The following is a 23,566-nucleotide window of genomic DNA, read 5'->3' on the forward strand; positions in this document are numbered from 1 at the left end:
TTATGTCAAGGCTGGTGCAGGGGGCAGTCTGTCTGTTTTAGCGCATGTGAGGCATTTTACACGCTGTTCAGCCCCGCGCGCAGGGTGTTGGCTACGTGCTCGGACCTGAGCACAAACGCCATATTGCTCTGCATGGGTTCATGCCGGACCTTGCCTGTGGCGGGGTTTTGCTGTAAGGCCGCAGCCACCGCGCAGGCACCCCTGGAGGCCTGCGTGCTCAAGTTTTTCAGGAGAAGTCAAGGTGTCCAAAATTACAACAATCCAAGCTTCTGCGCGCGCGAAGGCTGGTAAGGGGGCAGCGCGTGCGACGAGGCGTGACGGCCTGGTGCCCGGCGTTGTGTACGGTGGCAAGCAGGAATCCACGCTGATCGCGCTTGATCCGCGTCTGGTTGTCAAGGCAATCCAGACCTCTGGCTGGCGCTCACGCGTGTATGACATCCAGATCGAAGGCGGCAAGACCGAACGCGCTCTGGTGCGTGACGTGCAGCTCCACCCGGTCAAGGATTCGCCCGTTCATATCGACTTCCTGCGTCTGGCCGCTGGCTCGCGCGTGCATGTTGAAGTGGCCGTGCATTTTGTGGGTGAAGACAAGTGCCCCGGCATCAAGCGTGGCGGCATGCTCAACATCGTGCGTCATACGGTTGACGTGGAAGTGGCAGCAGAGAACATCCCCGAGTTCTTTACTGTTGACCTGGCCAAGCTCGATATCAACGACAACGTGCGTTGGGACGATGTGCAGGGCACGGCAGGTGCGACACCTGTTTCCCACGAAGCCAACTTTGTGGTCGCCTCCATTGCCGCACCGCTGGTTGACACCACTTCCGCAGAAGGTGCTGGCGCTTCCTGACCGGAAGTTTCTAGTGATCTGAAGCTTATGGAACGCGGGGGCACGTGCAGGCGCATGTGCCCCCCTTTCTGTTCATAAACACAAGGCAGAATCCGCAATGCTGCTCTGGGTCGGACTGGGTAACCCCGAGTCCTCCATGCGCCGGCACCGGCACAATGTTGGCTTTATGGCAGTCGAGGCCATTGCCGCCCGGTACGGCTTTACGCCGTGGCGCAACCGCTTCAAGGGTGAGGTGGCCGAAGGGCGCATAGGCAGCCACAAGGTGCTCGCACTGTTGCCCATGACCTACATGAACCGCTCGGGCGAGAGTGTGCAGGAAGCGGCGGCCTTTTACAAAATAGCCCCCGAGCAGATAACGCTCTTCCATGATGAGCTGGATCTGGAGCCGGGCAGGCTACGCATCAAGCGTGGCGGCGGTGCAGCGGGCCATAACGGCCTGCGCTCGACAGATAAAATGCTGGGTACGCCCGATTATTGGCGTGTCCGTATTGGCATAGGCCACCCCGGCGCCAAGGAACGGGTGCATGGCTGGGTGCTGGGTAATTTTACACAAACAGACCAGCAGGACTGGCTCGATCCCATGCTCGCCAGCATGGCCGATGCCGCCCCCCTGCTGGCGGATGGGCATGCCGACCGGTTTATGACCAAGGTTGCACTGCCACAAGGGAGCAAGGGCTGATGGGTTTTAACTGCGGTATTGTTGGTCTGCCCAATGTGGGCAAGTCCACCCTGTTCAATGCGCTTACGGCCACGGCTACGGCGCAGGCCGCCAATTACCCGTTCTGCACGATCGAGCCCAATGTGGGCCGGGTTGCGGTGCCGGACCCACGGCTGGACAAGCTGGTGGTTATTGGCAAATCCCAGCGCGAAGTGCCGACAAGCCTTGAGTTTGTGGATATTGCGGGCCTTGTGCGCGGCGCATCCAAGGGGGAAGGGCTGGGCAACCAGTTTCTGGCCAATATCCGCGAGGTGGATGCCATTATCCACGTTCTGCGCTGCTTTGAGGATGATGATATTACCCATGTGGAAGGGGGCGTGGACCCCGTTCGGGATGCGGAGATCATTGAGACCGAGCTGATGCTGGCTGATCTGGATTCGCTGGAAAAGCGCCTGCCCGCGCTGGAAAAGCGCGCACGCAACCGCGACAGCGAAGCCATGGCCCAGATCGAGGTCATGCAGCCCCTCCTTGCGGCCCTGCGTGATGGCCGCCCCGCGCGTACCGCCATCCCCGCCGGGGAGGAGGAGACTGTCCGCCGCCTGCAGCTCATGACCAGCAAACCCGTGCTGTATGTGTGCAACGTGGATGAGGACTCGGCCTCCACCGGCAATGCGTTCTCCGAAAAGGTGAAGGCCAAGGCTGAGGCCGAAGGGGCGGCGGTGGTGATTGTTTCTGCCGCCATCGAAGCCGAGGTCAGCCAGCTTGAAAACGAGGAGCGCCGCGAATTTCTGGAAGGGCTGGGCCTGAACGATAGCGGTCTGGACCGTGTGATTGCCGCAGGGTACAAACTGCTGGGCCTGAGCACGTACTTTACCGTAGGCCCCAAGGAGGCGCGTGCATGGACCATTACGGTCGGCACCAAGGCTCCGCAGGCTGCTGCCGTTATTCACAATGATTTTGAGCGTGGCTTTATTGCCTGCGAAACCATCGCATTTGACGATTATGTTCGGTATAATGGGGAAGCAGGTGCGAAGGAAGCAGGACGCCTGCGGATTGAAGGCCGTGAGTACGTTGTGCAGGACGGTGACATTCTGCTCTTCCGCTTTAATGTCTGATACGGCACTCTGAAGCGCATGATCAGGTCCGCCCCGGTGGGCGGACCACACACGACAAAAAGAAAACAGGGCAATGGAGATAAGGGACGCCAGCATGAATACGGAGGAAGACAGTCGGCAGCATGTGGCCACGGCAGATATGCGCGCACCAGCACAGGGTGTGCCATCGCCATGCTCCATGCACGATCTGGCACAAAAAGCCAGACTGGCCGCGCGCACGCTGGCGCAGAGTTCCTCCTCCGAACGGGACAAGGCCCTGTGGGCTGCGGCCAGTGCGCTGCGGGCGTCCGCTCCGGCCATTCTGGAGGCCAATGCGCTTGACCTTGCCGGGTCCACTGCCAGGGATGCGTTCCGTGACCGGCTGACCCTGACCCCCGAGCGGGTGGAAGCCATGGCCCGTGGGCTGGAGGATATTGCCGACCTGCCCGACCCCGTAGGGCAGGTGCTGGAGGAATGGTCCCGCCCCAATGGCCTGCGTATTCGCAAGGTGGCGACTGCCGTTGGTGTTATTGGCGTCATTTACGAAAGCCGCCCCAATGTAGGGGCCGATGCCGCCGGGCTGTGTATAAAATCCGGCAATGCCGTGCTGCTGCGTGGTGGCTCGGAAAGCCTGCATAGCGCGCGTGCCATTCATGCCGCCATGCAGACCGGCCTGCGCAATGCCGGTCTGCCCGAAGATGTGGTGCTGATCGCCCCGGACGCCGACCGCAGGCACGTGGCGGACATGCTGACCGCCGCTGGCCTTGTGGACCTGATTATTCCGCGTGGTGGCCGTTCGCTGGTCGAACGCGTGCAGCGTGAGGCGCGCGTTCCCGTGCTGGCCCATGCGGAAGGGCTGTGCCACACCTATGTCCATTCCGCAGCAGACCATGCCATGGCCCGCCGGATTGTGCTGAATGCCAAAATGCGCCGCGTGGGCATTTGCGGTGCCACTGAAACCCTGCTGATAGACGCGGCCATTGCTTCGGTCCTGCTGCCCCAGATCGTGTCTGATCTGGCCGAGCAGGGGTGCACCTTCAAGGCGGATGCCGCGGCAAGGCAGGTCATGCCTGACCTGCCCGCAGGCACCGAAAAAGATTTTGCCACCGAATGGCTGGATGCAGTGCTGAATGTGGCCGTGGTGGATGGTGTGGACGAAGCGCTTGACCACATTGTCCGGTTTGGCTCCTCCCATACCGAAGCCATTGTTACGGCGGATGAAGCCGTTGCCACCCGGTTCATGAACGGTGTGAGCAGTGCTGTTGTCATGTGGAATGCCTCCACCCAGTTCTGTGATGGTGGGGAGTTCGGGTTTGGAGCGGAAATTGGCATTGCCACGGGGCGCTTCCATGCCCGTGGGCCAGTTGGCGTGGAACAGCTGACGACCTTCCGCTACGAAGTCATTGGCAATGGTCAGGTTCGTTCCTGAGCGTGCAGGCCCATAACAGGTCAGTGCCACATATCCGTCAGGGCAGGGTGGTGCGGGCAACAGGGTGCCGGATTCCCACATGGGGGGATAATCGCCACAGCCGGGTGGGGCTTTTGGGTGGGTCGTTCAACCCCGCGCACAGGTGGCATCAGGCCATAGCCCGGCGGGCTATGCTGGAACTGCGGCTGGATCAGGTCTGGCTTATGGTGTCTCCGGGGAATCCGCTCAAGTCAGGGCGGGAGATGGCCTCTTTTGCCACACGTCTGGAGACTGCGCGCCAGCTTGCCGATGGACGCAGGATTGTGGCCACCGATCTGGAGGTCCGACTCGGTACCCGTTATACGGTGGACACCCTTGCCCGGCTCAAGGCCCGCTTCCCCTATGTGCGGTTTGTATGGCTGATGGGGGCAGATGGTCTGGTAACATTGCCGCGCTGGAAGCACTGGCACCAGCTGGTACGGCAGGTGCCTGTAGCGGTTTTCCCCCGTCCGGGGCAGAATGTGCGGGCTTTGGGCGGGTTGGCCGCGCAGTATCTGGCGCGCTGGCGTGTGCCAGCACGGCAGGCAGCACGGCTTGCCACACTTTCTCCCCCAGCTTGGGCTTTCCTTCCGGGGGCACAAAACAGTATATCTGCAACAGCCATTCGTCAGCGGGGCGGGTTTGACGCCACTACGGATCAGCCCACCACCCCATAGAGTAGTCAGTTTTCAGGAGAACGGTCATAACCACCAAGCCACCCGCCGAGACGCCCGCCCGCACCCGCACGTCCACGGCCACTGCCCGCGGGGGCCGTGCGGCCTCCACCCGTGCCGCCGCAGTTCCCAAAGCAGCGGCAGCCCCCGGCTCTGTTCGTAAAAAGGCAGCCGCAGCTGGGCCAAAAACCCGCACCAAGCGTGAGGCAGTCGCCCCCGACCTGCTCGAACAGTCCCTTGCGCTGATCACTGCCAGTCTGGAGGATGACAAGGCGGAAGACCTGATCGTGATCAACCTTGCCGGGCGCGCTTCCTTTGCCGATAAAATGGTGATCGCAACCGGTCTGGCTGACCGCCAGATTGCCGCCATGGCCCAGCATATCGAGCGCAAGCTGCGCGATATTGGCATCAAGCGTGTGCTGGTCGAAGGGGCTAATGGTTCTGACTGGGTGCTGCTGGATACGGGCGATATTGTGGTCCACCTGTTCAAGCCGGAAGCGCGCGCGCTCTACGGGCTGGAAAAAATGTGGGGCGCGGAACTGGATGAAAGCAATGAAGACGGCGTGACCCGTCTGTAAGTGCTGATGTCTGGTTTACAGAACGTGCGATTCCGCCGTCACAGGTGCCGGGTATGAGGCTCGTGGCGGTAGGGCGCATGAAGGACAGGTCCGAGCGTGCGCTTGTGGAGCGGTACCTCAAGCGCCTGCGTCCTGCGCTGGATATTGTAGAACTGCCTGACGGGCGTGGCAGCCCCGATGAGATCAAGCGGCGTGAGGCACAGGCCATTCTGGCCGCCTGCCCCGCGCACAGCCATGTTGTGGCTCTGGATGAGGGCGGGCGCACGTACAGCAGTGTGGCCTTTGCCACCAGCCTTGCCGCATGGCAGGGTGCCGGGCGCGCACCCTGCTTTGTTATTGGCGGGGCAGAGGGGCTGGACAGCTCCGTTCTGCAGCGCGCAGATGCCACACTGTCTTTTGGTACGCTGACATGGCCGCATATGCTGGTACGGATTATGCTGGTTGAGCAGGTTTACCGCGCGCAGGCCATTGCGGCGGGCCATCCCTACCACCGGGCGGGCAGGCCGGATTAAGCCCGGCACCAGAGAATTATATATGCTGGCAACAGCACTCTACCCGGTTGCAACACCCTCCCAGGTATCCAACAAGAAAGGGGGAGCCAGTCTGGCTCCCCTTTTTTTGCGCAATGCGCAACGCTCCGTGCCCCCTGTGGGCTGTATGCCGCAGGGAAGGTACAGCCCCCGTTTATTCCGCGCGCGGTGGGGTAAAATCGGCATCATCGGTTAATTCCGCCGAAGGTATGGTCTGGGGCACAATGTTAAGCGGCGTATGGCTTGCAGCTTTCCAGCCAGCAAACAGCAGGGCCGCCAGTGCTGGAATGGCCATGATGGAATAGGTGCCCGTTGGGTAATCAAACAGCATCAGCCCCAGAATGCTGATAAAAAAGGCAATGGTCAGCCACGCAGTAACGGGTGCACCGGGCATGGCAAAGCCTGTGGGCGCAATACGGCCAGCCCGGATGGCCTGCCGCAGTTTGATCTGGCAAAGCACAATAAAGCACCATGTGCTGACAATGCCGATAGAGGCCATGTTGAGAACAATTTCAAAAATCTGGGAAGGCAGAAGGTAGTTCAGTCCCACCCCCACCAGATAAATGGCAACGGTTGTTAAAATGGCGGCTGCTGGTACGGCCTGTCTGTTCATATGGGCAAGGTAGCGCGGGGCTGTACCGTTTATGGCCAGTGCGCGCAGAACCCGTCCGGTGGAATACAGGCCAGAGTTCAGGCTGGACAGGGCAGCGGTCAGCACCACCATGTTCATGAGCGAATCCACTCCTGGCACACCAAGATGGGAAAAGAAGGTGACAAACGGGCTAACCCCGGCCTGATAGGCCGACCAGGGCAGCAGCAGAACCAGCAGTGTGACCGTGCCGACATAAAAGATCATGATCCGCCAGATCACGTTGTTAATGGCCGAGGGCAGCACTTCGCGCGCGTTTTTGCATTCCCCCGCGGCGGTGCCGATCATCTCTATGCCGTAATAGGCGAACACAACGCCCTGAATAAGCACAAGGGCAGGCAGCACGCCATGCGGGAACAGCCCGCCATGTTCGGTAATGAGCTGTATGCCCGTGTTATGCCCGTCTACTGGCACGCGCAGGCCCAGAATGGCGGTGCCCACAACCAGAAAAGCAAGAAGGGCGGCAACTTTGATGATGGAGAACCAGAACTCCATCTCCCCAAACCATTTGACGCCAACCAGGTTCATGCAGGTAATGACAATCAGGGCCATAAGCGCCATGAGCCATTGGGGGATGATGGCAAAAACACCCCAGAAGTGCATGTAAAGGGCCACAGCGGTAATATCGACAATGCCGGTCATGGCCCAGCTGAAGAACGACAGCGCCCCCGCAACATAGGATGCCGGGCTCCCCAGAAACTCCTGCGCGTAGGACACAAAGCTGCCACTGGTGGGGCGGTACATGACCAGTTCCCCCAGAGCGCGGAGCATGAGGAAAGAGAACACGCCGCAAACCAGATAAACAATGGCAAGAGAAGGCCCCACAGCCTGTAAGCGGCTGCCAGCACCCAGAAAAAGGCCGGTGCCGATGGCTCCGCCAACAGAAATCATCTGGATCTGTCGTTTGCCCAGACCTTGCCGGTAGCCTTCCGTCGTCTGGCCGGGCAGGGCATCGGATGGCGGCGGTGCATGCGTACTCAAAATGGTCTGTCTCCGTGCTGGTGGCGGGAACGGGGTCGGCTGAATGTTCCGGTGCGGGAACCGGGGGAGGCGGGTCTCTATCTGTTGCTTTTATGCAACAAAAGGGAAGATGTATCTAAGTCCTTTTGCAACTTATATAAAATTAAACAAAATCCGTCCTGTGCGGCAAATAATTTTATTGTTTTCCATAGGCTGTGCAGAGCGCGGAAGCCTATTTTTGTCCTTGTGCACTCAGATGTGATTATGAAATGGTGAGGGCAGGGGTCAGACAGTTTTTAATTCAAAAAGAAGAACTGCCAAGACGGAATATTTCTATTTTAACGAAAAATAGATAACAAAATTTCATATCTTTGGGTAATTGGAGAGCAGGATTCCATGGAAAACTGTCTGGACAAAACGGACCGTCAGATTTTGCGTCTGTTGCAAAATAATGGACGCATCCACAATACCGATCTGGCTGACAAGGTGCAGGTCAGCCCCGCTACCTGCCACCGCCGGGTGCAGCGGCTGTTTGATGAGGGCTATATTTCCGCCGTGCAGGCCAGAGTGAACGCCAGCAGGGTCGGGCTGGGCATGGTTGTGCTGGTCGGCGTTGTACTGGAACGTGCGGCAGACAGTTTTCCCATGTTCGAGGCCGCCATGACCGCCCAGCCCGCAGTGCTGGACTGTTATCTGGTGGCGGGAGATTTCGATTATTTTTTAAAAATCCGTGTTGAGGATATGGAAGGTTTTGATCGCTTCCATGCCGAAGTGCTGAGTGCCCAGCCCCATGTGCGCCAGACCCGCACGTTTTTTGTGCTCAGGGCCGTGGCCGATGCAAGGGAATACGCGTTTTAAATCCCGGTGGTACGGCTGCTTTTAGCCCTGTACGCTATTCCAGATCAAAAAAATCCTGCTCTGGCTGCCGGTTTGTCCATTTGCGGCAGGCCGTGCGCAGCACACTGGCAAAGCGGGTGACCAGTGGCATATTCTGGCCTGCACGTATGGCTACGGCCAGTGTGGCGCGTGGAGCAGGTTCGCTGATGGTGTGGAAGGTCACCCCCCCGGCATGGATCTGACTGAGTGAGCGCGGCACAACCGAAACTCCAAGCCCCGCGGCGACCAGCGGAATGGTACCTGCAATCTGGGGTGCCTGCTGCCCCATGACAGGTGTGACCCCCGCAACCTGATAAGCGGACAGAATGGCGTCATGAAAGCCCGGCCCCAGTTCACGCGGGAAGATAATCAGCGGGTCATGGGCTACCATATCCAGACTGATCACGGGGGTTTCGGCCAGCTTGTGCCCCCGTGGCAGGGCAATAACCGTGGGTTCATCCAGCAGATGAAAAACCGAAAGCCGTATCGGGTCGGGCACAGGGGGGCGCACAATGGCAATGTCCACACTGGGTTCATGCAATGCGGTGCACAGCGAGGGCGTATTGCTCTCCTCCAGAAAAATCGTGACATCGGGAGCCATTTCCCGGAAACGGCGGATGGTGAATGGAATAACAGGCAAAAGAGAGACCGCCCCCGCAAGCCCCAGACGGATATGCCCCATCTCCCCCCGTGCCAACCCTTGGGCGGTGGAGAGGAACTGGGCCTGCAAATCCAGAATGGTTCTGGCACGCGGGAGGAGTACGGCCCCTATGTCGGTCAGTTTGACGCCGCGTGTTAAGCGCTCGAACAGGACGACGCCAAGGTTTTTTTCAAGCTGGCGGATCTGCTGGCTTAGAGGTGGCTGCTCCATGCCCAGCGCTTCGGCTGCGCGGGTAATGGAGCCATGTTCGGCCACGGTTACAAAATAGCGGAGGTGTCGGATATCCATGACCCATATATATTCAATATGGATAACACCGACAAGATATATTGGAAGACTGCTTCAGACCGTTATAACATCTGTGTCAGATGAGATATGGGCCGTTAAGCGTTTGAAGGAGTGTGAGTATGGTAAAGCAGCCGGTAGCGGATATAGATCTGCGGTCCGCGGCGTTGGGGAACGGGATTATGGGCAAGCCACCGGTAAACCGCCTTTACCAGACCTCCACCATGGCTGCCCTGCTGGATGCGGTGTATGATGGAGAAACCACGCTGGATGAACTGCTCCAGCACGGCAACTTTGGTCTGGGTACGTTTAACTCCCTTGATGGGGAAATGATTGTAACGGACGGTGTTGTGCGCCAGTTCCGTGCGGAAGGTCTGGCGGCGGAAGTGCCGGGCTCCCTTAAAACTCCCTTTGCCTGCGTGACGTATTTCGAACCCGAAAAAAACGTGATGATCGACACGCCCAAAGACAAGGAAGGTTTTGAGGAACTGGTCGACCATCTGCTGGGTAACCCCAACCTGTTTGGCGCTGTGCGCTTTACCGGCCTGTTCGAACGGGTGGATACGCGCACGGTGTTCTGCCAGTGCAAGCCGTACCCGCATATGCTCGAAGTGGTTAAAAAACAGCCGACCTTCACTCTGGACTCGGTCGTTGGCACCATGATTGGCTTCCGCAGCCCGGTTTATATGCAGGGTGTGAATGTTGCTGGCTACCACCTGCACTTTTTGTCCGAGGACCATAAGCGCGGTGGGCATGTGACCGAATACAGAATTGTTAAGGGGATGCTTGAAGTCGCCACGATTTCGGACCTTCAGATACAGTTGCCCCGTACAAAGCAGTTCGCACAGGCCAACCTGAACCCCGAAAGTCTGAGTGAAGCCATTCGCATTGCCGAAGGTGGCTGATACCTCGCCCACCTGATCTGTTTGTTTTTTTTGAACTGTAAGGGGTTGTCGCGCGGTTTTTTCCCGCAACCCCGCCTGACCTGAGGGTTTTTATAACAATGACCAAAATGGCGGATACCACTGCGCAATGCGGTGCGGAGCTTATTGTCAAAAATCTGGAAGCGCATGGTATTACCCATGTGTTTGGTATTCCCGGTGCCAAGGTGGACCGGCTGTTTGATGCGCTGGTTGATTCCTCGATCAAAACCGTTGTGACCCGGCATGAGCAGAACGCCGCCTTTATTGCCGGTGGCCTTGGCCGCATGACCGGCAAGGCCGGGGTGTGTATTGCAACGTCCGGGCCGGGAGCTTCCAATTTCATTACCGGGCTGGCCACCGCCAATTCGGAAGGGGACCCCATTCTGGCCATTGGTGGTGCGGTCAAGCTGGCAGACCGGCTTAAACTGACGCACCAGACCATGGATACGGTCAGCCTGTTCCGCCCCGTAACCAAATACAGCGTGGAACTGACCACCCCTACTGCCATTTCGGAAGTTATGGCCAATGCCTTCCGCTTTGCAGAAAGTGGGCGGCCGGGCGCGGCATTTGTCAGCACGCCCATGGATGTGCTGTCCATGCCAGCCCATGCGCCGGTTCTGGCCGACCGTCTGGCTCCGCGCATGGGGGGCGCTCCGGCGGATGTGGTGGCCGAGGCCGCAACGCTGCTTAAAAAGGCCAGGCGTCCGGTCATGCTTTTGGGTATGCTGGCCAGCCGTCCGGATGTGGCGGATGCCGTGCGCGCTTTTGTCAAACAGACAGGCGTGCCGGTTGTGGGTACGTATCAGGCCGCGGGTGCGGTATCGGAAGACCTGGTGGACCGCTTTGGCGGGCGCATCGGCCTGTTCCGCAACCAGCATGGGGACCAGCTGCTGCACGAGGCCGATGTGGTGGTGGCCGTAGGCTACAACCCGGTGGAATATGACCCGTGGCTGTGGAACGTGAATGATGCCCGCCAGATCATCAATGTTGATATTGTGGCCGCTGAACTCGACAACGCCTTTGTGCCCGCAATTGAACTGATCGGGGATATTGCCCTGAGCCTTGAAGGGCTGGGTGGCCGAGCCGGTGGTCTTGCCCGCGCGCCGGAGCTGGAAGCCGTGCTGGAGGGGTACAAAAAAGCCCGCAATACCGCCTTGCTGAGTGCACGCAGCAGCAGCAACTCCGCTGTGCATCCGCTCCAGATCGTGCGTGAACTCGAACAGTTTGTTACTCCGGACATGACCCTGTGCCTGGATATGGGGACATTCCATATCTGGCTGGCCCGTTATCTGCTCTCCTTCCGTGCGCGCCAGGTGCTTATCAGCAACGGCCAGCAGACCATGGGCGTGGGCCTGCCGTGGGGGATTGCGGCCAGCCTTGTAAACCCATCGCAAAAAGTTGTTTCAATTTCTGGCGATGGCGGATTCATGATGTCGAGCATGGAGCTGGAAACAGCCGTGCGTCTGAAGTGCAACCTGATCCACATGGTCTGGATTGATCAGGCTTACAACATGGTCGAAATGCAGGAGCAGAAGAAGTACGGCCGTGGGTCCGGCGTGCATTTTGGTCCGATTGATTTTGCAAAATATGCAGAAGCTTGCGGGGCAAAAGGCATAACTGCCACAACGGAAGATGGCGTACGTCAGGCCCTGCGGGACGCCATGGACGTGGAAGGCCCGGTGGTTATTGCCGTGCCGGTTGACTACTCGCACAACCACCTGCTCATGCAGCCTCTGGCCCAGTTGGGGGAAACCACGGCGGCAGCCTGAACAAAGCGCTGCGCTTGACGCAGAACAGGTTCTATTGCTGTCATCCGCTCTGTCCATTTCATTGGCGCGATAATGTTGTTATAACACCGCGGCACGGCGCCACTGACGGACGGAGCAAAGGAGGCAGGCAGACTGCCTTTTTTCTTCCATAGACGCGGCAACGCAGTATGAAAGAGAACAAGAATGCAGATGCCCGAACCCAACCAGACCATTATAAGCCAGCGTGATGCACTGGCGCATGGTCTGCGCCAGATTGTAGGAAAAGACTGGGTTATTTCCGACGATGCACAGCGCAGGCCCTACCAGTGCGATGGTATTACCGCCTACATGGCCATGCCGCTGCTGGTTGTGTTGCCGGGGTCTGCGCAGGAAGTGCAGGCTGTTCTGCGTTTCTGCCACGAAAGAGGTGTCAAGATTGTCCCCCGTGGCTCGGGCACGTCGCTCTCCGGTGGCGCCCTGCCGCTGGAAGATGGCGTGCTGCTGGTAACATCGCGCCTGTGCAACGTGCTGGCGGTGGATGAGCATAACCGTGTAGCCCGCGTGCAGCCCGGTGTTCCCAATATTAAAATTACCGAGGCAGTCAGCCATCTTGGGCTGTGCTACATGCCCGATCCGTCCAGTCAGTTGATCTCCACCATCGGTGGTAACGTGGCGGAAAACGCCGGGGGTGTGCACTGTCTTAAATACGGTGTGACCGCCAACCATATTCTGGGCATGCAGGCCGTGCTGATGACCGGCGAGATGGTGGAACTGGGGGGTGCCTACCTTGGTGCTGCCGAGGGCGAACTGGACCTTATGGGCGTGCTGACCGGCTCCGAAGGGCTGTTGGCCGTGGTGACCGAAATTGCCGTGCGGCTGGAGCCCATACCCGAGGTCGCGCGTGTTATTTCCATGAGTTTCGCTTCCGTGGAGGAGGCGTGCGAATGTGTGGGTGCCATTATTGGGGTGGGCATTATTCCTGCGGGTCTGGAGTTCATGGACCGCAAGGTGCTGGATGCGGTTTCCGTTCTGATCAAGGAAAAATTTGATGACCGCACGGCAGCCCTCCTGCTGTGCGAGCTTGATGGCACGGCGGTTGAGGTGGATGCACTGGTCGGTGTGGTCAGCGACGTGGCGCGTGGGCAGGGGGCCATTGAACTCAAGGTCAGCACCACGGAAGAAGAGCGCCAGCGTATATGGAGCAGCCGCAAACTGGCGTTTTCCGCCATTGGCAAGCTCTGCCCGGATTATTACTGCACGGACGGCACCATTCCGCGCAACAAATTGCCCGAGGTGCTGAACAAGATGGCGGACATGTCCAGAAAATACGGGCTGGATTACGCCAACTGCTTCCACGCGGGGGATGGCAACCTGCACCCTATTATCATGTATGATGCCGCCAAGCCGGGCGATCTGGAAAAAGCCGAGGAGTTCGGGGCCGATGTGCTGATCGCCTGCGTGGATGCGGGCGGGGTGCTCAGCGGCGAGCACGGTATTGGCGTGGAAAAACGTGACCTGATGACCCACCAGTTTACCGAAGTGGATTTGCAGCAGCAGCAGATGGTCAAATGTGCGTTTGATCCCAAGGACCTGCTGAACCCGGGCAAGATGTTCCCCACCCTGTGCCGCTGCGCGGAGTTCGGGCGGATGCATGTGCATAACGGCAGCCTGCGTTTTGCGGATATTCCGCGTTTCTGATTCTGGTAGGGCATTGCAAGCATGACAGACATACAAACCACGGCATCCATGCGTCCTGCCACGACACAGGACGTTGCGGATATTCTTATGGACGCGGCCAGCCGGGGCGAGCCCCTGATGGTGCGGGGCAATGGCACCCGCGCCGGGCTGGGGAACCCGGTTACGGCCACCCGCGTGCTGGAGTTGGGCGGGCTGGACCAGATAGATTTTTATGACCCGGATGATCTGGTTATCCGCGCAGGAGTTGGCGCCACGCTGGATGAGGTCGAGCAGATTCTGGCGCAAAAGGGGCAGTACCTGCCGTTTGAACCCCCGCGCTATGCCGGGCTGTATGGCACCAATGGTGCGCGCAGTACGCTGGGTGGGGCTGTTTCTACGGCCCTGTCTGGCCCACGCCGGATTCTGACCGGCGCTGTCCGGGACTTTGTTCTGGGTATGGAGGGGGTGAACGGTCAGGGCGATGTGTTCAAGGCTGGCGGCCGGACCATGAAGAACGTGACCGGCTACGATATCAGCAAACTGGTGACAGGGGCCAATGGCACTCTGGCGGCGTTGACAAGCGTAACGCTCAAGGTTCTGCCCGCTCCACGCGCAGAGGTGACTCTGGTGCTGCCCGCGGGCACACTGGAAGAGGACGTGGCCCTGTTTGCCAGAATGCGCGCCCTTCCGCTGGGGCTTGGCGGGCTGGCCCGCAGGGTGAATGACGCAGGGATGTGCGAACTGCTGGTACGCGTGGAAGGCACAGTCCCCGGTGTTGCGGGTAACCAGCAGGTACTTAATGGTATGCTGGCAAGCCGCGGCACCATGGAGGTACTGGAACAGGAGCAGAGCCACGCCCTGTGGGGTGGTGTGCGCGAACTGGCATGCCTGAACGCCAAGCCGGATGAACTGGTCTGGCGTGTTAACCTGCCTGCCACAAGCATGCCCGTTTTTGTGGAGCAGGCGCGCAGCGCAGGCTGTATCAACCGCTTTTTTGTGGACTGGGCAGGCGGGGTCGTGTTCTCCACCATGCGCGGTGTGCAGCCCGAGGTGGACATCCTGCGTTACCGTAAAATGGCAGAAAAAGCAGGTGCGCGGGCAACCCTGCTGCGTGCGCCCGATGCAGTCCGCGCGCAGTTTGGCGCGTTCCCACCTGTCAGTGCAGGGGTGGCGGCTCTGGCCGCGCGCACCCGTACAGCCTTTGACCCCGCAGGTATTCTCAACCCCGGCCGCATGACCGTTCAGGCATAGGAGACGCCCCAATGCTCAGCCATATTCCCCAGGCCGCGCTGGATGCGGACCCGAACGTGCAGTTGGCCAAGGATATCATTGGCAACTGCGTACATTGTGGCGTGTGTCTTTCACGCTGCCCCACCTATGCCGTAAAGCATGAGGAAAATGACAGCCCGCGTGGCCGTATTTTCCTGATGAAGGATATGTACGAAAAAGGCGGCGTGCCCGATGCCAAAACGGTCGAACATCTGGACCGCTGCCTGACCTGCCTTGCATGCGAGGCCATCTGCCCTTCAGGCGTGGAATATTCCAAACTGATTGCCCATGGACGCGAATATGTGGAGGAGCATTACCAACGTCCGCTCTCCCAGCGCGTCGTGCGCGAACTGCTGGTCCGGCTTATTCCCAATGCCCGCCTGTTCCGTCTGGCCATTTGGGGCGGGCGTTTTGGCAGACCCTTCCGTGGTCTGTTTTCCGGCCCCCTGCGCGCCATGCTGGATATGGTGCCAACCACGCCCCTGCCTGCCCCCAGCCCTGTGGACCGGCCGCAAACCTTTTTGCCCGCACCGCAGGGGGACAGGGCGGTCAAACCGCGCAAGCGTGTGGCGCTGCTGAACGGCTGCGTGCAGACCGTGCTGGATACAGCCATTAACGAGGCCACAATCCGCCTGCTCCAGCGCCATGGGGTGGAGGTGGTGGTGGCCGCAGGCTCAGGCTGTTGTGGCGCTCCCGCCGAACATATGGGGGACGAGGCGCAGGCCCTGCCACTGGTCAAGGCCAATATCGACGCCTGGCTGCGTGAGGCCGATGGCCCGGATGGGCTGGATGCCATTGTTATCAACACATCCGGCTGTGGCACATCCATCAAGGCATATGGCCACGCGCTCCGGCTGGACCCGGAATGGGCGGACAAGGCGGCACGCGTGTCCGCCATGGCGCGGGACATTACCGAGTTTATGGTGGAAATCGGGCTGGAAAAGCCCACGACCCCCACAGGGTTGCGAGTGGTGTACCATTCCGCGTGTTCCATGCAGCATGGCCAGCGGATTGTGAACCAGCCCAAGGACCTGCTGCGCGAGGCCGGGTTTACCGTGCTGGATGTGCCCGAGGGGTACCTGTGCTGCGGGTCGGCGGGCACCTACAACCTGCTCCAGCCAGATATTGCCAACGAGCTGAAGGAACGCAAGCTGCGCAACATCCGCTCCGTGCATGCCCAGATTGCCGCCAGTGGCAATATTGGCTGCATGACCCAGCTCGCAGGGGAGCTCGGGCTGCCGTTCGTGCATACGGTGGAACTGCTGGACTGGGCTACTGGCGGGCCGGAACCTGCTGCCCTTAAAGGGCGGAATCTGGCGGCGGAATAGCCGGTTCAGGGCGCGCAACAGCGCAGGGGAGCATAAGGCATGTCAGGCATAACAGGGGTGGATACAGCCGGTGGACAGTTGCGCCGGGGGGCCGCTGTCCTGCTGGAGGTATTGCGGAGCGAGGGGGTCGATTACATTTTTGGCAACCCTGGCACCACTGAACTCCCGCTGATAGATGCGCTGCTGGAAGTGCCTGACGTGCATTACGTCCTGGGCTTGCAGGAGGCCAGCGTTGTGGCCATGGCCGATGGCTACGCGCAGGCCGCCCGCAGGCCGGGTTTTTTAAACCTGCATACGGCGGGCGGGCTGGGGCATGGGCTGGGGAACCTGCTGAACGCCAGTGTCTCGCAAACGCCATTGGTGGTCACTGCCGGGCAGCAGGATTCTCGCCATACCATTGCCGATCCGCTGCTGTTTGGGGACCTGGTGCAGATTGCCCGCCCCGCCGTTAAATGGGCGCAGGAAGTGGCGCACGCGGACCAGTTACCCGTGCTGCTGCGCCGTGCCTTCCATGATTCCACGGCGGCTCCTGCCGGGCCGGTCTTCCTCTCGCTCCCCATGGACGTGATGGAGGAGCTGAGTGCGGTGGATATCGGTGCGCCATCGCAGATCAATCGGCAGGCCGTGGCCGGTGGCCTGCCCGAACTGGCGCATGCGCTGGCGGGCATAGCACCGGGGCGGCTGGCCATTATTGCGGGGGACGAGGTGTATGGCTCCGATGCGGCTGCCGAGGTAGCCGCCGTGGCCCAATGTCTGGGGGCTCCGGTTTATGGTTCTTCCTGGCCATCGCGCATTCCCTTTGCCACGGCACATCCGCTGTGGTGTGGCAACCTGCCTACGCAGGCAACCGCCATTGCGCAGATACTGGGTGCGTATGACGCCATTTTTGCCCTTGGGGGCAAATCGCTCATTACCATTCTTTACACCGAAGGCCCGGCCCTGCCGCCAAGCTGTGCGGTGTATCAGATGTCGTCCGACGTGCGTGATCTGGGGCGTACGTTCTGGACCCCGCTCTCGGTTGTGGGGGATGTGCGGGCGTCACTTCAGGCATTGCTGCCCGAGTTGCAGGTGCTCACACGGGTCAGGGCTGCCGCCTACCACGCGGCGGGCGAGCGTGTGGCCGCCCAGCGCATGCAGCATAAGGCGCAGGCAAAGATGGCCATGCTGGCCCACCGCAGCGATGCGGTTATTCACCCCAGCGTTGCCGCGTGGGAAGTGGTGCGTGCCGTGGGGCCGGATATTGCCATTGTGGATGAGGCCATAGCCACATCTTCCGATGTGCGTCTGTTTTTGGAAAGTGCGTGGTCCGCGCAGTATTCGTTCCTGCGCGGTGGTGCGCTGGGCTGGGGCATGCCCGCAGCGGTCGGGGCTTCACTCGGTCTTGGGCGTGAGCGTGTGGTTTCCCTCGCAGGTGATGGGGCAGCCCTGTACTCGCCACAGGCTCTGTGGACCGCGGCACATGAAAAACTGCCGGTTACTTTTGTGGTCATGAATAATCAGGAGTACAATGTGCTCAAGAATTTCATGCGGCAGCAAAAAGATTATATTTCCGCTCGGGAGGGCACATATCCGGCCATGGATATTGTTAACCCGAGCATAGACTATCAGGCGCTTGCCCGTTCCATGGGGGTTCCCTCCACCAGAGTGACACGGGTGGCAGATATTGCGCCCGCACTGGAGGCGGCCTTGGCGACTGATGGCCCATCGTTAGTGGAAATTGTGATTGCAGCGAGCTGAGGAGGCTTGCTTCTTTACCGGGGGTGCGTATGAAAATCGGGTTGTTTATTCCCTGTTATATAGACGCGTTTTATCCAAACGCGGGGATTGCCACACTGGAACTGCTGGAAAAGCTGGGGCAGGACGTGGAATACCCAATGAACCAGACCTGCTGTGGCCAGCCCATGGCCAATTCGGGCTGCAACAAGGATGCGGCTGCGGCAGAAGCGCTGTTTGTTAAGAATTTTGCCAGATATGATGCCATAGTCATGCCGTCTGGCAGTTGCACACACCATGTGCGCGATAATTTTGATGCCATCGACCAGACCGATGACGTACGCCATGTGCGTGAAAATACGTTTGAGCTGGTCGAATTTTTGCATGATGTGCTCAAGGTGCAGGACTTCCCCTGGGCGGAGTTCCCGCACAAGGTGGGCCTGCACAACAGTTGTGGCACCCTGCGCGCCCTGCGTACGGCCAGTATGTCCGAACTGGGCGAGCCGTTCTTTTCCAAACCCATGGACCTGCTGGGCAAGGTCAAGGGTATTTCCTTTGCCACACCCAAACGGCCGGATGAATGCTGCGGTTTTGGCGGCACCTTCTCGGTTACGGAGGAGGCTGTTTCGGCCAAAATGGGTACGGACAAGGTGATGGACCACCATAATGCCGGGGCCGAGTATATTGTATCGGCCGATACGTCCTGCATGATGCACCAGCAAGGGTGTGCGGAGCGGGCTGGTGTTCCCATCCGCTTTATTCATATTGCTGAAATTCTGAATGGAGCGCGGGAATGAAAGTCAAACCTGTCAACCACGCCAAGGCGGCTGAAGCGTTTATTGAAGATACCGCCCACATGGATTTCCATGACGAGCGGCTGTGGGACCTGCGGCAAAAGCGTGATCAGCAGATGCACATTCTGCCCGAATGGCAGGAACTGCGCACGCGCGCATCCGCTATCAAGGAGCACACGCTGGCCAATCTGCCCGAATACCTGGAACAGTTTGAGGCCAACGCCAAAAAGAACGGTATTCATGTACACTGGGCAGCCGATGGTGCGGAACATAACCGCATAGTCGGCGAAATTTTAGAAAAACACGGCGCCAAATCGCTCATCAAGAGCAAGTCCATGGTGACCGAAGAATGCTGCATGCGCGAGTATCTGGAGCCACGGGGCGTTGTGGTGACAGAAACCGACCTTGGCGAGCGCATCCAGCAACTGGACAACCAGATGCCCAGCCACATTGTGGTGCCAGCCGTACACAAGCTGATCCCCGATGTAGCCAAGATTTTTGCCGAGCATTACCACACGGACCCCAACGACAGCAGCGCGCAGTCCCTTGCATGGCAGCAGCGGCTGGCGGCGCGCCCGGTCATTCTGTCTGCTGATGCGGGCATGACCGGCGGCAACTTTGTGGTGGCTGAAACCGGCTCCTTTGTAGTCTGCACCAACGAAGGCAATGCGGATTTGAGCGCCACTGTGCCGGGTCTGCACATTGCCACGATCGGGATCGAACGGCTGGTGCCACGTATGGCGGATATGGGCGTGTTTATCCGCCTGCTCTCACGCTCTGCTCTTGGCTCGCCCATTACGCAGTACACAACGCATTTCCGTGGCCCGCAAAAAGGGAGTGAGATGCATGTGGTGCTGGTGGATAACGGGCGTTCGCACCGTTTGGGCATGGAGGATTTCTGGACTTCGCTCAAATGTATCCGTTGCGGCGCGTGCATGAACACCTGCCCGGTTTACCGCCGCTCGGGTGGTCTGTCCTATGGTGCGGTGTATTCCGGCCCTATTGGCGCGATTATTGACCCCACCTTTAACGAGCGCAAATACAGCACGCTGCCTTTTGCCTCGACCATGAACGGAAGCTGTACCAATGTCTGCCCGGTCAAGATCAACATTCACGAACAGCTCTACAAATGGCGTCGGGTTCTGGCCGAACACCACGAACTGCCGTTTGTAAAGCGTGAGGTCATGCACATGGCGGGCAAGCTTATGGGCCAGCCCACCCTGTACCGTGCCGCCATTAACAGCACCGAGGTCGCGCTCAGCACCATGCCGCGTTTTGTGCTGTATAACTGGCTGAACCCATGGGGCAAACACCGCGAACTGCCGCACCCGGTCAAGCAGACCTTCCATAGCTGGTACAAGCAGAACCGCCTGAAAAACAAAAAAAAGGAAGGGGAAAGCGCATGAGCACCTCGCGCGATGCCATTTTGACCCGCCTGCGGGACAACAGGCCAGACCCCAAGGCCCACCCGCTTCCCCCCGTTGCACGGTTGGGGGATATGGATAACGGGCAGGCCAGGTTTGAGAACAGCCTCCAGATTCTGGGGGGGCAGGTGCTGGAACGGCAGGAGGGGGACACACTGGCCACCGCCATTGCCCGCCGCTTCCCCGATTCCAAAGTCATCTGTTCCGCCGTGCCTGACTTTGCAGGCACAATCCGCATAGAAGAGCTGGGCACACCCCAGCAGGCGGCATCGGTGGATGTGCTGGTCGTGCGCTCCCCCTTTGGTATTGCGGAAATGGGGTCGATCTACCTAAGCGAAGTCCAGTTGCATGACCTGAACTCCGCCGCCCATCTGACCCAGCATATTGTAGTGATCCTGTCGGCCAAAAACCTGACCGCCAATATGCATACGGCCTATATGGACCGCCCGGAATTCCATACCGCCAATTATGGTGTGCTCATGAGCGGGCCGTCAGCCACGGCGGATATTCAGGGTGTGCTGATCCGCGGTGCGCAGGGTGTCCGCACCCTGTCTGTCTGGTGGGAGGATTAAGCCCCTCCCCGGTTCAGTGAGCGGCGCTTGTTAAAAAGCCGGAGCAGTTTGCGCTGCTCCGGCTGTTTTGTAGGTGGAACAGGGCCAGAAGGCAGAAGGGACAGCCGTAAATACTCAGAGCAGTTCAGCCATGACTGATCCCACAAGTTTAATTATCTTCATGAGTGGATTATATATATATTCATATATATAATAATATTCCATGAGTGTGAATATAACTACTGCAATACAAACTTGGTATGTTTGTTTCAATCTTAGATTTTTGATAATTGTCCATGTAATAATATCGACTATGATTGAGAAAAAGTAAAGAAGTAAGAGGATTCCTGCAATTTCCACCACTCTCAAGGGGGTGTAAGACGTTTTTTTGTATAAAAAATCGACAAATGATATTAATATGACCCAGCTAATGCATTTAAAAAATACATTGCAGAGGTTAAAGGCGTCATTCACATTTTTTTTGCGTCTTTGAGCGAAAAAACCAAGAAGTTTGTTGTAATTATCAAGGAAATTACTAAAAAATTCTTTTATCATATCTGGTATATCCAATGTTCAAAGTGTAATTATTATCAATCATGATTTCTTATTTTAATATGGCCGGGTAAGCCACAAAAATAGAAAGTCTCCTTCTTGCGTCCGGGTTAAAGACAACCTTGGGGGCGTATCGCAGGGAATGACCAGTTGAAACCAGCATGCTATGCTGCGGCCCAACTGGTCACCATCATGTTTTGAAAAGACCTGCCGGTATCGGGATTAATCCCGCACACGCTCAATCAGTGCGCCGCACTTGGCCAGCTTGCGTTCCACTGCCTCGTAACCCCGGTCAAGGTGGTACACGCGGCTCAGAATGGTCTCACCATGGGCGGCAAGCCCTGCGAGAATGAGCGAGAACGAAGCCCGCAGGTCGGTTGCCATAACCGGTGCGCCAGACAGGCTGTGCACACCACGGATAATGGCGGAAGACCCGTGTACGTTAATGCGCGCGCCCATGCGGTTGAGTTCGGGCACGTGCATGAACCGGTTTTCAAAAATGGTTTCGGTAATCATGGAGGCCCCTTCCGCGACCGAGAGCAGGGCCATGAACTGGGCCTGCATATCGGTTGGGAATCCGGGGTAGGGCTCGGTCATGATGTCTATGCCGCGCAGTGCTCCGGTGCGGCGTACGCGCATGGTATTCCCGTCCTGCGTGACCTCGGTCCCGCATTCTTCCAGCGCGCGTACAACAGCGCCCAGATGGTCCATCTGCCCGCCAACCAGCCGCAGGTCACCGCCCGTAATGGCCGCAGCACAGGCGTAGGTGCCACATTCTATCCGGTCGGGCATGATGCGATGCTCGGCACCGTGCAGGGCTTCCACGCCATCAATCAGAATGGCGGAACTGCCCGCACCCGTAATGCGCGCCCCCATGGCGTTCAGGCAGTTGGCCAGATCGACCATTTCCGGCTCACGCGCGGCGTTGATAATTTCGGTTTTGCCCTGGGCCAGGGTCGCGGCCATCATCAGGTTTTCAGTCGCGCCGACTGAAGCGAAGGGCAGAATAATACGGTCGCCAACAAGCCCCTTGGGTGCTCGGGCGTTAATATAGCCGTTTTCCAGCGTAATTTCCGCGCCCAGTGTTTCCAGCCCTTTAAGGTGGAGGTCGACCGGGCGTGTGCCAATGGCGCACCCGCCGGGCAGAGACACGCGCGCCTCCCGGCAGCGGGCCAGCAGGGGGCCGAGCACCAGAATGGAAGCCCGCATTTTGGAAACAATGTCATACGGGGCTTCTGTATTGGTAATATCTCCACCGACAGACAGGGTGGAGCCATCGCCTGTCACATCGCGCACTTCCAGCCCGTGCTGTTCCAGCAGGGCGCGCATGGTGGCAATGTCGGCAATATGGGGAACGTTGGACAGCAGCAGCCGTTCGGAGGTCAGGAGCCCCGCCACCAGCAGCTTGAGGCCTGCGTTCTTGGCCCCGCCAATGGTAATTTCTCCATGCAGGGGGCGGCCACCGTGGATAATAAAATGATCCATGATTTTACATCCTGGGCGTGGCAACGCCACGCTGGCCCATATATTTGCCCGCACGGTCGGCGTAACTGGTCTCACACGGGGAATCGCCCTTGAAGAACAGGAACTGGCAGATCCCCTCATTGGCGTAAATGCGCGCGGGCAGGGGGGTGGTGTTGCTGATCTCGATCGTGACCTGCCCTTCCCATTCCGGTTCAAGCGGGGTCACGTTGACAATAATGCCGCACCGGGCATAGGTGGATTTGCCAAGGCAGACCACCAGCACATCCCGCGGAATACGGAAGTATTCAACAGTATGGGCCAGCACAAAGCTGTTGGGCGGAATAATGCATTCATCCGCACGGCGGGACACAAAACCTTCGGGGCTGAAGTTCTTGGGGTCCACAATGGCGTTGTTCACATCCGTAAAAATACGGAAATCATCGGCCACGCGGGCATCATACCCGTAGGAGGAAAGACCGTAGGAAATAACGCCTTCGCGTTTCTGGTTTTCCACAAACGGTTCGATCATGCCGTGATCGTGCGCCATCTGGCGGATCCATGTATCGGGCATCACGGGCATGTCTTGTTCTCTCCATTACCGGGGGGCTGTGTGGTGGCGGGGGAGGGCTCCTCCGCCGTGCTAGGGTCCTGTCTGGTCCGGGCCTGATCCTTGCGGCGGCGCAGGTTGGCGCGCAATGCCGCAGCCTGACGGGCAAGCCGCGCGGCGAGGGCAGCTTCCGCTCTGGCGGAAAGGGTCTGTCCGGGGGATGGGGTTTTGTCGGGCGTGTCAGTCATGCCAGATGCAGCAAGGCCAGTCGCGTACGGGTTGAACGTTCGCCTTGCTGACTAGCAGAGGTACCGCGC

Annotated in this window: 23 protein-coding genes; 17 read left to right on the forward strand and 6 right to left on the reverse strand. The window is 58.9% G+C overall.

Annotated elements, in window-relative coordinates; all coding sequences use genetic code 11:
- Nucleotides 1-56 precede the first annotated feature (56 nt).
- Complete coding sequence (locus tag PY793_RS10445) at nt 57-188, reverse strand: hypothetical protein (protein ID WP_275177998.1); 132 nt, start codon at nt 186-188, stop codon at nt 57-59.
- Between the two features lie 53 nt (nt 189-241).
- Here PY793_RS10445 and PY793_RS10450 point away from each other — a divergent pair, with 53 nt between their 5' ends.
- The 7 genes from PY793_RS10450 (at nt 242) to PY793_RS10480 (ending at nt 5,810) form a co-directional block, all read left to right on the forward strand.
- The gene (locus PY793_RS10450) at nt 242-847 is read left to right on the forward strand and encodes a 50S ribosomal protein L25/general stress protein Ctc (RefSeq protein ID WP_275177999.1); all 606 of its coding nucleotides are present in this window, start codon (nt 242-244) and stop codon (nt 845-847) included.
- Between the two features lie 97 nt (nt 848-944).
- Entirely contained in the window at nt 945-1,526 is a 582-nt protein-coding gene (gene pth / locus PY793_RS10455) for an aminoacyl-tRNA hydrolase (RefSeq protein WP_275178000.1), read from the forward strand.
- Complete coding sequence (ychF, locus tag PY793_RS10460; RefSeq protein ID WP_275178001.1) at nt 1,526-2,620, forward strand: redox-regulated ATPase YchF; 1,095 nt, start codon at nt 1,526-1,528, stop codon at nt 2,618-2,620. The genes pth and ychF overlap by 1 nt, the downstream gene beginning before the upstream one ends.
- 94 nt (nt 2,621-2,714) lie before the next feature.
- A complete protein-coding gene (locus tag PY793_RS10465) occupies nt 2,715-4,028 on the forward strand; it encodes a glutamate-5-semialdehyde dehydrogenase (RefSeq protein ID WP_408744698.1) in 1,314 nt (437 codons plus the stop codon).
- 23 nt (nt 4,029-4,051) lie between these two features.
- Nucleotides 4,052-4,723 (forward strand): nicotinate-nucleotide adenylyltransferase, encoded by a 672-nt coding sequence (locus tag PY793_RS10470; protein ID WP_275178002.1) that lies wholly within the window; start codon nt 4,052-4,054, stop codon nt 4,721-4,723.
- Between the two features lie 26 nt (nt 4,724-4,749).
- Nucleotides 4,750-5,298 (forward strand): ribosome silencing factor, encoded by a 549-nt coding sequence (gene rsfS / locus PY793_RS10475; protein ID WP_275178029.1) that lies wholly within the window; start codon nt 4,750-4,752, stop codon nt 5,296-5,298.
- Nucleotides 5,299-5,351: 53 nt separating this feature from the next.
- Nucleotides 5,352-5,810, forward strand: a complete 459-nt coding sequence (locus PY793_RS10480) for a 23S rRNA (pseudouridine(1915)-N(3))-methyltransferase RlmH (RefSeq protein ID WP_275178003.1) — start codon at nt 5,352-5,354, stop codon at nt 5,808-5,810.
- Nucleotides 5,811-5,982: 172 nt separating this feature from the next.
- Here PY793_RS10480 and PY793_RS10485 read toward each other — a convergent pair whose 3' ends face one another.
- Entirely contained in the window at nt 5,983-7,461 is a 1,479-nt protein-coding gene (locus PY793_RS10485) for an amino acid permease (RefSeq protein WP_408744701.1), read from the reverse strand.
- Between the two features lie 372 nt (nt 7,462-7,833).
- Between PY793_RS10485 and PY793_RS10490 the strand changes: the two genes are divergently transcribed.
- Nucleotides 7,834-8,295 carry an Lrp/AsnC family transcriptional regulator gene (locus PY793_RS10490; protein ID WP_275178005.1) on the forward strand — a complete coding sequence of 154 codons (462 nt, stop codon included), beginning with the start codon at nt 7,834-7,836 and terminating at the stop codon, nt 8,293-8,295.
- A gap of 34 nt (nt 8,296-8,329) precedes the next feature.
- Here PY793_RS10490 and PY793_RS10495 read toward each other — a convergent pair whose 3' ends face one another.
- Nucleotides 8,330-9,262, reverse strand: coding sequence for a LysR family transcriptional regulator (locus tag PY793_RS10495; RefSeq protein WP_275178006.1), 933 nt, complete (start codon nt 9,260-9,262; stop codon nt 8,330-8,332).
- Between the two features lie 119 nt (nt 9,263-9,381).
- On the opposite strand from PY793_RS10495, the gene budA reads away from it, so the two are divergent.
- From budA to PY793_RS10540, 9 genes are all read left to right on the forward strand, one after another.
- Nucleotides 9,382-10,164, forward strand: a complete 783-nt coding sequence (budA, locus tag PY793_RS10500) for an acetolactate decarboxylase (protein WP_275178007.1) — start codon at nt 9,382-9,384, stop codon at nt 10,162-10,164.
- Nucleotides 10,165-10,262: 98 nt separating this feature from the next.
- Nucleotides 10,263-11,951, forward strand: a complete 1,689-nt coding sequence (alsS, locus tag PY793_RS10505) for an acetolactate synthase AlsS (protein ID WP_275178008.1) — start codon at nt 10,263-10,265, stop codon at nt 11,949-11,951.
- 183 nt (nt 11,952-12,134) lie between these two features.
- Nucleotides 12,135-13,628: an FAD-linked oxidase C-terminal domain-containing protein gene (locus tag PY793_RS10510; protein ID WP_275178009.1), complete on the forward strand. Its 1,494-nt coding sequence runs from the start codon at nt 12,135-12,137 to the stop codon at nt 13,626-13,628.
- Between the two features lie 21 nt (nt 13,629-13,649).
- Nucleotides 13,650-14,858 carry an FAD-binding protein gene (locus PY793_RS10515; RefSeq protein ID WP_275178010.1) on the forward strand — a complete coding sequence of 403 codons (1,209 nt, stop codon included), beginning with the start codon at nt 13,650-13,652 and terminating at the stop codon, nt 14,856-14,858.
- Nucleotides 14,859-14,869: 11 nt separating this feature from the next.
- Nucleotides 14,870-16,204, forward strand: coding sequence for a glycolate oxidase subunit GlcF (gene glcF, locus PY793_RS10520; RefSeq protein WP_275178011.1), 1,335 nt, complete (start codon nt 14,870-14,872; stop codon nt 16,202-16,204).
- A gap of 39 nt (nt 16,205-16,243) precedes the next feature.
- Entirely contained in the window at nt 16,244-17,941 is a 1,698-nt protein-coding gene (locus PY793_RS10525; RefSeq protein WP_275178012.1) for a thiamine pyrophosphate-binding protein, read from the forward strand.
- Between the two features lie 29 nt (nt 17,942-17,970).
- Nucleotides 17,971-18,714 carry a (Fe-S)-binding protein gene (locus PY793_RS10530; RefSeq protein ID WP_275178013.1) on the forward strand — a complete coding sequence of 248 codons (744 nt, stop codon included), beginning with the start codon at nt 17,971-17,973 and terminating at the stop codon, nt 18,712-18,714.
- A complete protein-coding gene (locus PY793_RS10535) occupies nt 18,711-20,117 on the forward strand; it encodes a lactate utilization protein B (RefSeq protein WP_275178014.1) in 1,407 nt (468 codons plus the stop codon). Before PY793_RS10530 ends, PY793_RS10535 begins: the two co-directional genes overlap by 4 nt.
- The gene (locus PY793_RS10540; RefSeq protein WP_275178015.1) at nt 20,114-20,707 is read left to right on the forward strand and encodes a LutC/YkgG family protein; all 594 of its coding nucleotides are present in this window, start codon (nt 20,114-20,116) and stop codon (nt 20,705-20,707) included. The genes PY793_RS10535 and PY793_RS10540 overlap by 4 nt, the downstream gene beginning before the upstream one ends.
- Before the next feature lie 753 nt (nt 20,708-21,460).
- Here the strand turns inward: PY793_RS10540 and murA are convergent.
- Genes murA through PY793_RS10555 form a run of 3 tightly spaced genes read right to left on the reverse strand, consistent with a single transcriptional unit; the run spans nt 21,461 to nt 23,497 of the window.
- The gene (gene murA, locus PY793_RS10545; protein WP_275178016.1) at nt 21,461-22,723 is read right to left on the reverse strand and encodes a UDP-N-acetylglucosamine 1-carboxyvinyltransferase; all 1,263 of its coding nucleotides are present in this window, start codon (nt 22,721-22,723) and stop codon (nt 21,461-21,463) included.
- Between the two features lie 4 nt (nt 22,724-22,727).
- Nucleotides 22,728-23,282 (reverse strand): dCTP deaminase, encoded by a 555-nt coding sequence (gene dcd, locus PY793_RS10550; RefSeq protein WP_275178017.1) that lies wholly within the window; start codon nt 23,280-23,282, stop codon nt 22,728-22,730.
- On the reverse strand, nt 23,273-23,497 hold the full coding sequence (locus PY793_RS10555; protein ID WP_275178018.1) for a hypothetical protein: 225 nt from the start codon (nt 23,495-23,497) through the stop codon (nt 23,273-23,275). The genes dcd and PY793_RS10555 overlap by 10 nt, the downstream gene beginning before the upstream one ends.
- Nucleotides 23,498-23,566: the final 69 nt, after the last annotated feature.

The sequence above is a fragment of the Acetobacter fabarum genome (genome assembly GCF_029069195.1).
GTDB lineage: Bacteria > Pseudomonadota > Alphaproteobacteria > Acetobacterales > Acetobacteraceae > Acetobacter > Acetobacter fabarum_A.

Excerpts from the sequence above, each read along its gene's own strand:
- PY793_RS10530 (WP_275178013.1), top strand. The coding sequence starts at position 17,971 with ATGAAAATCGGGTTGTTTATTCCCTGTTATATAGACGCGTTTTATCCA.
- pth (WP_275178000.1), top strand. The coding sequence starts at position 945 with ATGCTGCTCTGGGTCGGACTGGGTAACCCCGAGTCCTCCATGCGCCGG.
- murA (WP_275178016.1), bottom strand. The coding sequence starts at position 22,723 with ATGGATCATTTTATTATCCACGGTGGCCGCCCCCTGCATGGAGAAATT.
- PY793_RS10490 (WP_275178005.1), top strand. The coding sequence starts at position 7,834 with ATGGAAAACTGTCTGGACAAAACGGACCGTCAGATTTTGCGTCTGTTG.
- PY793_RS10480 (WP_275178003.1), top strand. The coding sequence starts at position 5,352 with ATGAGGCTCGTGGCGGTAGGGCGCATGAAGGACAGGTCCGAGCGTGCG.
- PY793_RS10510 (WP_275178009.1), top strand. The coding sequence starts at position 12,135 with ATGCAGATGCCCGAACCCAACCAGACCATTATAAGCCAGCGTGATGCA.
- PY793_RS10555 (WP_275178018.1), bottom strand. The coding sequence starts at position 23,497 with ATGACTGACACGCCCGACAAAACCCCATCCCCCGGACAGACCCTTTCC.
- PY793_RS10540 (WP_275178015.1), top strand. The coding sequence starts at position 20,114 with ATGAGCACCTCGCGCGATGCCATTTTGACCCGCCTGCGGGACAACAGG.
- ychF (WP_275178001.1), top strand. The coding sequence starts at position 1,526 with ATGGGTTTTAACTGCGGTATTGTTGGTCTGCCCAATGTGGGCAAGTCC.
- PY793_RS10465 (WP_408744698.1), top strand. The coding sequence starts at position 2,715 with ATGAATACGGAGGAAGACAGTCGGCAGCATGTGGCCACGGCAGATATG.
- PY793_RS10535 (WP_275178014.1), top strand. The coding sequence starts at position 18,711 with ATGAAAGTCAAACCTGTCAACCACGCCAAGGCGGCTGAAGCGTTTATT.
- budA (WP_275178007.1), top strand. The coding sequence starts at position 9,382 with ATGGTAAAGCAGCCGGTAGCGGATATAGATCTGCGGTCCGCGGCGTTG.
- dcd (WP_275178017.1), bottom strand. The coding sequence starts at position 23,282 with ATGCCCGTGATGCCCGATACATGGATCCGCCAGATGGCGCACGATCAC.
- glcF (WP_275178011.1), top strand. The coding sequence starts at position 14,870 with ATGCTCAGCCATATTCCCCAGGCCGCGCTGGATGCGGACCCGAACGTG.
- PY793_RS10495 (WP_275178006.1), bottom strand. The coding sequence starts at position 9,262 with ATGGATATCCGACACCTCCGCTATTTTGTAACCGTGGCCGAACATGGC.
- PY793_RS10515 (WP_275178010.1), top strand. The coding sequence starts at position 13,650 with ATGACAGACATACAAACCACGGCATCCATGCGTCCTGCCACGACACAG.
- PY793_RS10525 (WP_275178012.1), top strand. The coding sequence starts at position 16,244 with ATGTCAGGCATAACAGGGGTGGATACAGCCGGTGGACAGTTGCGCCGG.
- alsS (WP_275178008.1), top strand. The coding sequence starts at position 10,263 with ATGACCAAAATGGCGGATACCACTGCGCAATGCGGTGCGGAGCTTATT.